A 12,391-nucleotide genomic window follows, 5' to 3' on the forward strand; every position below is an offset into this window, starting at 1 on the left:
AGCCCACTTTTCAGTAGGCTTCTATACAACTTAAATTCTAATGTGCATGCCCTGCGCCGACATTACCTTTTGGTTTTGGACATAACCAAATAATCAATCCTGCGAAAATAAAGATCATCGCAAAGATCAAAAACACATGATTAACCGAAAGCGTTAAAGCCTCTTTATCCACCAAATTGGAAATGGTACCCAACGCCATTTCAGGACTAAAACCACTATTGACCAAATTACGCTGAGTTTCCTCAACATGCATAGTCGAGACGATTTCACTGCGTGCAAGCTTGGTATGATCATCCCAAATGGTCACTGCAATAGATGCGCCAATTGCCCCTGCCATGGTTCGCATAAAGTTCATCAAACCCGCAGCAGAAGCCACTTCATCTGGACGTACCACACCTAAAGCGATATTAGACAGTGGGATAAAGAAGAACGGTACCGCAAAACCTTGAATAATCTGTGGTAACGCCAGCGCCATAAAGTCAGCATCACTGGTCCAAAATGAACGCATTAATGTGACGCCACCCAAAATCATCAGCCCAAAACTGGACAAGGCTCTCGGGTCGTATTTAGTCGCAAGTTTGGCAACCACAGGCGACATCATCAAGCTACCAAAACCCATTGTCGCAGTCAGATAACCTGCCCAAGATGCGGTATAGCCCAAGTTAATCTGTAACCATTGTGGAATAAGCACAATACTGCCAAAGAATGCCGCAAAGGCAAAGGCCAATGAGATTGTTGCTATAGTAAAACCACGGTATCGGAAAATTTGTATATTGACGATAGGATGTTTTTCATAATATTCCCAGATGAAAAAGGCAATAAATCCAACCACCAAAATCACAGCCAAAATACAAATAAAGCTGTTATTAAACCAATCCCGCTCATGCCCCAAATCGAGCATTAACTGTAATGCGCCAATCCAAACAATCAGCAGCGTTAAGCCAATGGTATCAATCGGGAGTTTAGCAATCGGTGTTTCAGCAATTTTTAATAGACGCATCACCCCAACAGCACAGATCACACCCACTGGAATATTGATAAAGAAAATCCAATGCCATGACCAGTTATCACTGATCGTACCACCTAAAATAGGGCCTAGAATCGGTCCAACAACGGTCGTCATTGCCCACATCCCCATTGCTTGGGAATGCTTTTCGGGTGGGAAAATACGCATCAACAAAGTTTGACTGAGTGGCATGATTGGACCACCAAATAAACCTTGTCCAATACGACAGATCACTAACATCGCCAAACTATTGGATAAGCCACAAAGAATTGAAAATGTAGTAAAACCAATCAGACTGATGGTAAATACCCGAACAGCACCAAAACGTCCTGCAAGCCAACCGGTTAAAGGTACACAGATGGCTTCAGCAACGGCATAAGAGGTAATCACCCAAGTCCCTTGAGAACTTGATACTGCTAAACTTCCGGTAATATGGGGCACAGAAACATTGGCAATGGTCATATCCAATACGACCATAAAATTGGCAAGTGCTAAAAAGAAGGCGGCGAGAAGTAAGCGCCCACCTTTAAGCTCACTTTGAAACGTTGCTGTATTCATAAGTGATTACTTCGCTGAAGAGGTATCAACCTCAGCATTCATGGATAAACCCACACGTAATGGATGCTCAGCCAACTCTTTAGGATCGAGTTTGATACGTACAGGTAGACGTTGAACCACTTTAATCCAGTTACCTGTCGCATTTTGTGCAGGAATCAACGCAAATGCTGAACCTGTACCACCAGAAAAGCCGATCACCGTACCGTGATACTCTACTTTCTTGCCATAGAGGTCTGAAGTGAGGGTTGCCTTCTGACCAACTTTCACATTTTGCAACTGACTTTCTTTAAAGTTTGCATCCACATAAAGTTCAGCCAAAGGCACCACTTTCATCAAACTTGTCCCAGGTGCAATACGTTGCCCCACTTGAATACTACGACGGGCAATCACACCATCTAACGGCGCTTTAATTTCTGTACGTTGTAAATCTAAAAGTGCTTGATCAAGTTTGGCTTGAGCCACCAATACGTCAGGGGTTGAACTTTGTGAGGTCCCCCGAATTAAAGCTTCATTGGCATCTAAATTACTTTGTGCAGCTTTACGTTTAGATTCTGTTTGCGCCAATGCTGCTTTTGCCACATCGACATTTGCTTTAGCATTGTTTAAAGCACTTTGTGCTTTGCTAAATTCTTCTTTAGAGATTGCACCTGTCGCGCTTAACTGCTGACGGCGGGCAAACTCTTGCTGTGCTTGTTGATACGCCACATCGGCTTGCGCCACTTGTGCTTTGGCACTGTTAATATCATCTGCACTGACTAAAATCTGTGAAGACAATGAACTGCTATTTGCCGAGCTTTGTGTATATTGACGCTTGGCTTTGGTCAACGCCGCTTCAGCTTCTGCAACAGCGATTTTTGCATCACGATTATCAATAATCGCAAGTACATCGCCTTTTCTCACTTGTTGAGTATCACTGACCAAAACCTCAGCAACTTGTCCGCTGACCATTGATGTGATTTCAGCAGTTTCAGCACCGACATAGGCATTGTCCGTTTCAACAATGTTGCCAAAAATAAAAGCCCAAATTGCATATAGAATTGCAGCTACAACAACAATAATGGCAAAAATCTTCAGCATTTTTTTACGTTTTTGTTTGGCTTCCAAATCCGCTTGCGCTTGATTTTCATCATTTGGAGAGGCATTCGTCGTTTGCGCGTCAGTCATCGCATGTTCCTAGCTTACTTGGACTTGTCAAAACATCTTTGCATTTTGGAGATATAAACTGAAAAACTGCTTAATCATATCTATATGACGTTGCTTGATGGTTGAATAAGTCAACTTCTTAAAATTGTGGTGCCCAATTTTACAGGTAAAAATCATATTATGAGAATAAAAATATTACTCTATAGTTTATCTTTATAAAAGAGGTCAATCTTATTGATATTCATATTTTTTTAAAAAAAATAAGCCAGCAAAATATGTATTTTACTGGCTTATATTGACACAATGAATACAAAAGTGTACTGATTAGTACACTTAGTCAGCTTGATCAATAGGCATAAGAAGCAATGGCTGTCGCAATCGCCTTACCTTCATTATTGAACATGGTCATACGCATGGTGCAACCTTTACGCCCCATTCTCAAGGTTTCAGCTTTGGCAATAAAGTATTCACCGCGTCCAGGTGCAAGATAATCCACACGCATATCAACTGTCGCTAAACGAGAAACTTTCTTTAATGTGTCTGGCAACTGGTCTGGTTCTGCACGTTTATACAGCTCCCCCATTGCCACAATTCCACCAATACTATCCAACAATGTCGCGGCCACACCACCATGTAAAATTTGAAATGCGACATTGCCAATCAAATACGGTTTCATTTCGATATAGCCTTCAATCTCATCATTAACAACACGCATTTGCATATTGTTATGTGAAAAATAAGGCGAACCATTAAACGCTTTAGTGAGTTGGTTAAGCACCACATTTAGATCTGCTTTCGCACCTAAATGTAAATTACCAGTCCACTTTTTTTGCGATTCGCTAGGCGCAGAATCAGTTTTAGAAGAATCACTCATCATCATTTCGAAACCAATATTGAGAAAAATTTTCAGCTTTTTCCCAAAAAAAATATGAAAGGGCTACAATATATGCCTAGTTTAATACTGAACATCGAGATTGTTATGACTTATACGTTCAATCGTCCTGCTTTTCCAGCTACTCGTATGCGCCGTATCCGTAAAAACGATAAGCTTCGAGCAATGGTAAGAGAGACTCAACTCACAGCAGATCATCTCATTTATCCAGTATTTGTACTTCCGGGACAAAACCAAAGCCAAGATGTACCAAGTATGCCAAATGTTCAACGATTGTCAGCAGACTTATTGTTGAAAAAAGCAGAAACCCTATTAGAACTTGGTGTATCAAAACTTGCCTTATTCCCTGTTACACCACAACAAGACAAAAGTTTAACAGCTGAAGCTGCGTGGCATGAAGACGGTTTAGTTCAAAATACTTTACGTTTGTTAAAAAAAGAACTGCCTGAGATGGTACTCATCACGGATGGTGCATTAGATCCTTATACCACACATGGTCAGGACGGCATTATTGACGATACAGGTTATGTATTAAATGATGAAACGGTTCAATGCCTGATCAAACAAGCCTTAAGCCATGCTGAAGCAGGTGCAGATGTGATCGCACCAAGTGACATGATGGACGGCCGTATTGGTGCAATCCGCCAAGCTTTAGAAAGTAACGATTTTATTTATACCAGCATCATGGCGTACTCTGCAAAATACGCGTCTAGTTTCTACGGCCCTTTCCGCGATGCAGTTGGCTCATCATCCAACCTAAAAGGTGGTAATAAGTATAACTACCAAATGGATGTCGGTAATCGTGCTGAAGCACTGCATGAAATCGCCCTCGATATTCAAGAAGGCGCGGACATGGTGATTGTTAAACCGGGTATGCCATATTTGGATGTAGTACGTGAAGTTAAAGATACCTTTGGTGTCCCGACCTTTGTTTATCAAGTCAGTGGTGAATATGCCATGCTTGCAGCAGCCATTCAAAATGGCTGGTTATCTGAAAGCGTGATTATGGAATCCTTGATGTGCTTCCGTCGTGCAGGGGCAGATGGTATTTGGACCTATTATGCGGAAGATGCAGCACGTCAATTAAAAGAGATGAAGTAAATCATTCCTCCCTTATTGAACTCATGGTTCCTCACCTTTAAAAAAGGGAGCTGCCCATTACTGATTCAGTCGTGAATGGAAAGTCGCCTCTTTCAAAAGATAAGCAGTATTGCTTTTGTAGGTGGGGATTAAAATTCTAAATTGGTACAGAATACACAATGCATATCGCCATTATCGGTGCTGGAGTAAGTGGCTTACTCAGCGCGCTTGAACTTGTTGAACAAGGCTGCACCATCACCCTGTTCGATCAACAACATGCTGGACATGCCGCCTCATGGGCGGGTGGTGGTATTCTGTCACCCATGTATCCGTGGAGATATCCCAATGAAGTCAATCATCTGGCACAACACGGCAAACAACTTTACCAACAATGGAATGAGAAACTACAACCTAAAACAGGAATAGACTTTCAAATCCATGACACGGGAATGTTAATTTTTGATGAAGCCGATTTTGAGCTTGGACTGAATTATAAAGACCAACATCAAGAACCGATGCAGCATTGTGAATACCTGCAAAGAGAGCAGCTTGAAACCGTCAATCCCCATATTTCAGCACAGTTTCAACATGCAATTTATTTTCCACATTTAGCCAATGTTAGAAATCCACGACTTCTTAAATCACTAATCAGCTATCTCAAACAACACCCTCAAGTTGAAGTGTATGAAAATACATGGATCGAAAAATTTAATATTCAAAATCAAAAAATTCAGTCTGTTGAAAGTGCCAATGGACAAGGTTTTGTCGCAGACCAATTTGTGATTGCGACGGGTGCATGGTCACATTGCTGGGCAGATCAATTACAGCGTTCGATCCCAGTAGAGCCTGTTCAGGGACAAATGATGTTATTTAAAACCCCTGAAAACTGGTTACCCACCATGTGTATGAACAATGTGATGTATTTGATCCCACGCCGAGATGGTCATATCGTATGCGGTTCAAGCATGGACCATATCGGATTTGATAAGCGTCCAAATGTACAAACACAACAAAATATTTATAAAGCCTGTATCGAAATGGTCCCTGAATTGGCAAACTTCCCCATCGTCAAGCAATGGGCAGGATTACGTCCAAGTTCACCGACAGGCATTCCATATATTGGAAAAATGCCTGAACTGAATAATTTATGGGCAAATTTTGGACATTATCGTAATGGCTTATGTATGGGACCGGCTTCAGCACAGCTATTAAGACAATTGATGCTCAATCAAGATACACGTGTTGATGCAAAAGCTTATTCAACCGAGCGATTAACAGCATATACACCACTCACTCAGCAATCATCTTTTAGCTAAAAAGTGTTTGGTTCTGACATGAAAGAATTAAAGAGAAGACGCTTAGCCGCTTCTCTCATCTAAAACGATTGATACAATTGCTGATGCCGATCAAGCGATTTACCAATAATTCTCTACAGCAATATTGCCTTCACCGCGACGATTCATCGTTAAACCACGGGCTTTTAATGCGGCTTTGGTATCATCTACCATTTGTGGATTCCCACATAGCATGACATGGGTGGTATCTGCATTGAATTTTAAATCAGCGGCTTTTTCCAATTCACCATTTTCAATCAAAATCGGTAAACGATCATGTAAGGCTGCATTGGGATCACGCGTAACAATCGGGATAAATTTAAAACCTGTATGCCCCTCACCAAAAAGCTGGGCAATCTCTTCGATCCGATCGACATAAGCCAATTCAGATTCAGTTCTTACGCTATACACCAAATTGATTTTTTCGTACTTTGACCAAGTTTCAAAATCTTGTAGCATCGAAATAAAAGGCGCTAAACCTGTGCCCGTTGCCAATAACCACAAATCTTTAGGCAATGGCAATTGATAACGTGCTAAGGTTAAGAATCCATAGGGGATTTTTTCCAAATAAAGCGCATCACCGACTTGTAGATGCTGTAAATTGGAGGTAAATGCACCGTCAGGAACAACGATTGAAAAAAATTCGAGTGTTTCATCAAATGGGGATGAAACCACGGAATATGCTCTTACCACCAAATCATCACCCACTTTTAAACCAATGCGAGCAAATTGCCCTGCGGTAAACTTAAAATGGGCAGGTCGAGTCATGGTGAAACTGAAAAGTGTATTGGTCCAACGCTGAACAGACAAAACCTTTTCTATGCTAAATTTTTCAATTGACATGATTTCTTCGTGGCATGAAACATAGTCCTCATGGTAGCATGACTATATAATCTATGAATATTAAAATGTTAAGGCTCTACTTATGCGAATGACTTTACGCCAGTTGGCGGTTTTTGTTGCTGTCGCTCAAGAAGGTACCGTGACCAAAGCAAGTGATGCGGTTCGGTTGACTCAAAGTGCGGCAAGTATGGCTTTGGCAGATTTAGAAGATGGACTGGGTGCTCCGCTTTTCGATCGTCTTGGTAAGCGCTTACAGCTTAATGATCTTGGTCGTTTCTTACTTCCTCAAGCTTTAGAAATCTTAGGTCGCTGTGAAGCCTTTGAACAAGCAGCCAAAGGTGAACTACAAAGTATTGATTTACGGATTGGTGCAACACTGACCATCAGTGATTATTTAATGCCCGACTTAATGGCAAACTTTTTACAAGTTCAACCTCAAGCCCATTTACAGCTTCAAGTTGGTAATACCCGCCAAATGATTGAAGCGGTCAACCAATTCCAACTCGATTTGGCGTTGATTGAAGGTTCATGCTTCTTACCGCAACTTCAGTGTATTCACTGGCGCGATGACGAACTCGCAGTATGTTGTTCGCCTAATCATCCACTGGCAAATTTACATCGTGAATTAAAACAGTCTGACTTTCAGCATGTTGAATGGATTTTACGTGAAGAAGGTTCTGGAACACGTGAAGTCTTTGACAATGCCATTCTAAAAGATCTTGAAGATGCCAATATCCGCTTGACCCTAGGGCATAATGAAGCGATTTTAAAAATCGTTGCTGGAGGTCTAGGAATGTCATGTATTTCTAAATTGGCAATTCAGCCTTTGCTCGACAAAGGACAATTGGTGATTTTAAATACCCCATTCTGGCAACTTGCTCGCCCGCTATATATGCTGGTACATCGTCAAAAGTACCAAGGACCGGGCTTAAGAGCCTTCCTAAAATTTTGTGAAAATGGTTAAAACCAAAGCTCCTCTTGGAGCTTTTATAGGGTCTGCTGACATTTCATAAATCGTTTACGTTGTAGATTAAAATTAAGTAGGAGATGTATACGTCGTAATGCATGAATGAAAATAGTGAGGCTATTCTCGAGTTTCAATTTAGGCTGAGATAATTTTAGCCACAACCCTTCGGGACTAGCGTATTTTTTGCCGCTACGTTGTTGCGAACTATTCATTTAGAATGACTAAATTTCATACTTCGCGCCTAGTATCGCCTAAAAAACACACCCAGTCGCAAACGTATACGAATTATCATCAGACCCTCATTCTTAACTTAAAAGCTATTTACCAAATTGCCGTTCACATGGTCGACCATCATGGTTACCATCCATTTGTGTATTGGGGCAATTTCTAATAAAAAATACCGCCTCATCATAAGATGTCATTTGGCTGCAATGGGTACGACCATCGCATTGATAAGGTGATTTTGCCGTTGATGCTGTTGTCGATACAGTGGTGTTGCTTTGTACAGATTCTACTTCATTCTGTTTTTGCACTGAATGATGATGACTATTTAACGCATTTTGGGATTTTTCACTAAACTTTACCGGTTTGACATAACCAATCTCTTTGCGCTGTTGCTCAATGATTTGCTTCTGTTGTTGTTCTAACAGGGCAAATTTAGCATGTTGTTCTTCCTGATAGGTTTGGTATTGATTCCATGTGGCAAAGCTAAAATATACGAAACCAAAAACAATCACCAAAATCACCACAGACATAAAACCGAATTTCTGCCCTTCATTCTTGCTTCGTCTTAAAATATTTTTTTGCTTATCAATATTGATCTTTTTATTTTTTAAGTCATTACTCATCGCAACATCTAAACGAATCATTTGATGTGCTTTCAATGTTCCATGTGCATTGATGATTACATATTTTATGGTTTCGCCTTTTTTCGGTTGACCACCTTCTTTTGGAAAATCAGCGATATAAAATATTACAGATTGCGCTGAATTATGATCCAATAAAAGTCCGTAACCTTTATCATGATGATATTCAATGATTTGCCCCAAATAAAACATATAACTTCTCTTTTAAAATAAGTATGAATCGTAAAATATATTCAACTCGTTTCAGATGTTTAGTGTGAATATGCCTTTCGTTTCTGCTGTTTAATCTTGTCCTTTTGTTCTTGTTGATATTGTTGAAGTCTCATTTCAGCCTCAACTTTGTACTGCTTATAACGATCCATTGCATACATCACAGAACTTACCGCAATGAATATCACCACAGCGACGATCGCCACCCAAGGGTTCAAAGTCTTGCGTTTTTCAGATCGAATTTTCTTTACAGCTTGTTTGCGTTTGGAATATAAAAATTTAACTTTCAACTTTTGAATTAAACGTTGAAATGCAGTTAAATCCATATGCTTTTCAAGCAACTGCCGATCAATCTGGCTGTTAAAATATAAATTATCCCCTTTAAAATTTTGACCATTCTCCACCACATCTAGTGAGCTCAGCAACGCGGGGCTCTGATCCCCCTCCACAATTTCAATGTTTTGATTCGCCTCACCCACATCGACAACAGCAATTGCATGAATCTCTTCAACGGGTTTAATGTTATCAAATGTATGAGTTTCGTCTTTCAATTCAGTATTCTGGATAACTTTAACAGAAAGGTCAACTTGTGTTTGCGTTACAGGTTCAATCTCTTTGGCTTGATTTAAGTTTCCGCCCCATTCTTCGATTACAGGATCATTGATTATTGTTTGAATCGGTTCAATAACTGTTACTTGTTGATCTGCAACAACTAAGTCAATATCTAGAATAGTATCAGGTAAAATGGCTTGCTCAGCCTGAGTTTTTGTTTGGGGGTTCAATAAGCCTTCATCAGCCAGTATCCTTCTCTTTTTAAGCGCTTTGCGAACATTTCTAATATGTTCATAGGCATTTTCTGAATAAAGATGTGGGATAGAGGACTTGTTTTTATCATTCACATAATTTTTATGATCTAAACGCACGATAAATTTAGCAAATAAACCATCACTCTGCTCTAAAACGACACATTTAATCCGCTCACCAATTTGAGGAAGAAGCAATTGATTTGAGAAATCTTCTAATTTAAAAACAACTTGTTGATGATGATCACTTAATTCAATTAGACCTTGCCCTAAATCATTATCGAAAAAGGTAACAGTCCCTTTCCTAAACATTTTTTATTCTCTTATCATTAAAAAGGAGGCCCCCTATAGCCTCCTTTGATCATACTAAATTTTAATCTTTTTGCACACTACCAAAAATTTTATCTCCAGCATCACCTAAACCTGGCACGATATAACCTTGTTCATTTAAACCTTGATCAATTGAAGCGGTAAAAATCGTCACATCTGGATGTGCGGCTTCAACACGTTTAATCCCTTCAGGTGCTGCAACCAAAACCATAACACGGATATCTTTACATCCACTTGCTTTCAATACATCAATTGCAGCAACTAAAGAAGACCCTGTCGCCAACATCGGGTCAATAATCATGGCTAAACGATTTTGTACATCTGGAACCAATTTTTTATAATAGGTACGTGCTTCCAAGGTTTCTTCATCACGTTCTAAACCGAGAACTGAAACTTTAGCACTTGGGATGAGATTTAAAAAACCTTCTAACATGCCAATACCAGCACGTAAAATCGGCACTACAGTGATTTTTTTACCCGCAATTCTGTCTACTGTGACTTTACCGTTCCAGCCATCAATCTCATGATCACACACAGGTAAATCTTTGGTTGCTTCATAAGTTAAGAGCATGGTTACTTCTTGAGCGAGTTCACGGAAATTCTTAGTACTAATGTCAGCACGGCGTAATAAACCTAATTTATGACGAATAAGTGGATGACGAATTTCTTGAATAGACACGGGAGGACACCTAAAAGGATAAAAGTAAATTTCCATTATTATAAATGTTTTTTATATCAGAGATAAGAAAAGCCCTCAATGAATGAGGGCTTTTTTTGTTAATAGCAGGATTTTATTGCGATTAGTGTTGTTGGCTCATCAAGAAATGTAAAGGAGATAAAATTTCTGATTTTAACGCCAAGCTGATGATTGGATCTGGATAAACACCAATGATCAATACCAAAGCAGCAGCGCCGAGCACCATCAAACCACCCACTTTTTGTCCCCAATGATCAACTGCATCAATACGAGGATTATCTGGTGGAGTCATATACATCACGATCATCACACGTAAGTAGTAATACAAACCAATACCACTACCCACCACAACCATAGCCGCCAAGAACCAATGTTCTGTGGTTACAGCAGCAATCACCACCATAAACTTACCGATGAAACCAGCGGTCAATGGAATCCCTGCAAGAGAAAGCATCATCACTGTTAACGTCGCAGTCAGTACTGGACGACGCCAGAATAAACCACGGTAATCCGCAAGCGACTCGGCTTCATCAACATTGTTATATGGGCTTGACATTAACGCGACAGCACCAAAAGCACCAATCGTAGTTAAGGTATAAGTCACCACATACACACTTACACTACCTAAACTTGCATAACCTAGACTAATCAAAGCAATCAATAAATAACCAAAATGGGCGATTGATGAATAACCCAAAATTCGTTTTAAGTTGACTTGACGTAATGCAAGGAAGTTCCCGACTAAAATCGAAAGTACAGCGATCACAGTTAATACAGTCACGATAGACGGTACAAGAATGAAACCTGAACTTAAAATAAAGCGTACCAATAAACCAATGGTTGCAACTTTAGCAACAGTTGCAAGATAGGTCGCGATTGGCGCAGGCGCACCTTGATAAACATCTGGTGTCCATTTATGAAATGGCGCAAGCGATAATTTAAACGCAATCGCAATCACGATTAATCCTGAACCCAACAAAATCATCGGTTGAGCAAGGAAACCTTTTAACTGTTCAATAAAGTCAGCCAAAGACGCAATTTGTTGCGCTTGTGCTAACTGATTTCCATACAAACCTGGGAAGTCAGTAAATGACAATGTCCCTGTATAAGCATAGACGTATGCCATACCCATCAACAAGATTGCTGAAGCTGTTGCAGAAAGTACCAAATACTTTACGCCTGCTTCTAGCGATTTTCCACGCTGATGCGTATATGCCAATAAGCCATACACAGGAATTGACAAAAGCTCTAAGCTAATAAAGAACGATGCATAATGAGAACTTGCCACCATTAACATTGCCCCTGTTACAGAGATCAACATCAAGATATAAAGCTCTTCACGATTATCTTTATACGTTTCAATATAAGCGTGAGATAACGTACAGCATGCGAGTGCAGCAACTACTGCAATAAATTGATAAAACAATGTAAATGGATCAACCACAAACATGTTCATCACATTTGACGGTGCAAATGAACCACCAAACATCATGAATAAAATATCAATTGCAGCAAGGTTTAGACCCACCACCGATGCAGTCGCAATCAAATTATGATTACGCTTGATCGAGGTTAGGATCATCACCACTACAGCGGTTAAAGCAACAATAAAAACTGGTGCTAAAGGCATGAGACCCGAAAATGACATAGTGAAGTTCATGA

General features: G+C 40.0%; 11 protein-coding genes. 3 read left to right on the top strand and 8 right to left on the bottom strand.

From position 1 onward, the window contains the following. Positions 1-37 precede the first annotated feature (37 nt). From F981_RS14590 to F981_RS14600, 3 genes are all read right to left on the bottom strand, one after another. Positions 38-1,564: a DHA2 family efflux MFS transporter permease subunit gene (locus tag F981_RS14590; protein ID WP_004722804.1), complete on the bottom strand. Its 1,527-nt coding sequence runs from the start codon at positions 1,562-1,564 to the stop codon at positions 38-40. 6 nt (positions 1,565-1,570) lie between these two features. After that, positions 1,571-2,728, bottom strand: coding sequence for an HlyD family secretion protein (locus F981_RS14595; RefSeq protein ID WP_004722805.1), 1,158 nt, complete (start codon positions 2,726-2,728; stop codon positions 1,571-1,573). Between the two features lie 325 nt (positions 2,729-3,053). Then, the gene (locus F981_RS14600; RefSeq protein WP_004722808.1) at positions 3,054-3,587 is read right to left on the bottom strand and encodes a thioesterase family protein; all 534 of its coding nucleotides are present in this window, start codon (positions 3,585-3,587) and stop codon (positions 3,054-3,056) included. Between the two features lie 99 nt (positions 3,588-3,686). Here F981_RS14600 and hemB point away from each other — a divergent pair, with 99 nt between their 5' ends. After that, positions 3,687-4,700, top strand: a complete 1,014-nt coding sequence (gene hemB, locus F981_RS14605) for a porphobilinogen synthase (RefSeq protein ID WP_016539219.1) — start codon at positions 3,687-3,689, stop codon at positions 4,698-4,700. 158 nt (positions 4,701-4,858) lie between these two features. Further along, positions 4,859-5,995: a glycine oxidase ThiO gene (gene thiO, locus F981_RS14610; protein WP_004722811.1), complete on the top strand. Its 1,137-nt coding sequence runs from the start codon at positions 4,859-4,861 to the stop codon at positions 5,993-5,995. A gap of 99 nt (positions 5,996-6,094) precedes the next feature. Here the strand turns inward: thiO and F981_RS14615 are convergent, their stop codons facing one another. Next, a complete protein-coding gene (locus tag F981_RS14615; protein WP_004722813.1) occupies positions 6,095-6,856 on the bottom strand; it encodes a ferredoxin--NADP reductase in 762 nt (253 codons plus the stop codon). Between the two features lie 82 nt (positions 6,857-6,938). Here F981_RS14615 and gigC point away from each other — a divergent pair, with 82 nt between their 5' ends. Next, positions 6,939-7,820, top strand: a complete 882-nt coding sequence (gene gigC, locus F981_RS14620) for a LysR family transcriptional regulator GigC (RefSeq protein WP_004722815.1) — start codon at positions 6,939-6,941, stop codon at positions 7,818-7,820. Between the two features lie 320 nt (positions 7,821-8,140). On the opposite strand, the gene F981_RS14625 is transcribed toward gigC, so the two are convergent. The 4 genes from F981_RS14625 to nuoN form a co-directional block, all read right to left on the bottom strand. Next, the gene (locus F981_RS14625; protein WP_004722817.1) at positions 8,141-8,881 is read right to left on the bottom strand and encodes an excalibur calcium-binding domain-containing protein; all 741 of its coding nucleotides are present in this window, start codon (positions 8,879-8,881) and stop codon (positions 8,141-8,143) included. A gap of 59 nt (positions 8,882-8,940) precedes the next feature. Then, positions 8,941-10,014: a hypothetical protein gene (locus F981_RS14630; protein ID WP_004722819.1), complete on the bottom strand. Its 1,074-nt coding sequence runs from the start codon at positions 10,012-10,014 to the stop codon at positions 8,941-8,943. 61 nt (positions 10,015-10,075) lie between these two features. Then, a complete protein-coding gene (upp, locus tag F981_RS14635) occupies positions 10,076-10,711 on the bottom strand; it encodes a uracil phosphoribosyltransferase (RefSeq protein ID WP_004722821.1) in 636 nt (211 codons plus the stop codon). Between the two features lie 121 nt (positions 10,712-10,832). Further along, entirely contained in the window at positions 10,833-12,389 is a 1,557-nt protein-coding gene (nuoN, locus tag F981_RS14640; protein WP_004722824.1) for an NADH-quinone oxidoreductase subunit NuoN, read from the bottom strand. Between the last annotated feature and the right edge of the window lie 2 nt (positions 12,390-12,391).

Origin of the sequence: Acinetobacter guillouiae CIP 63.46, assembly GCF_000368145.1 — a bacterium.
GTDB classification, from domain to species: domain Bacteria; phylum Pseudomonadota; class Gammaproteobacteria; order Pseudomonadales; family Moraxellaceae; genus Acinetobacter; species Acinetobacter guillouiae.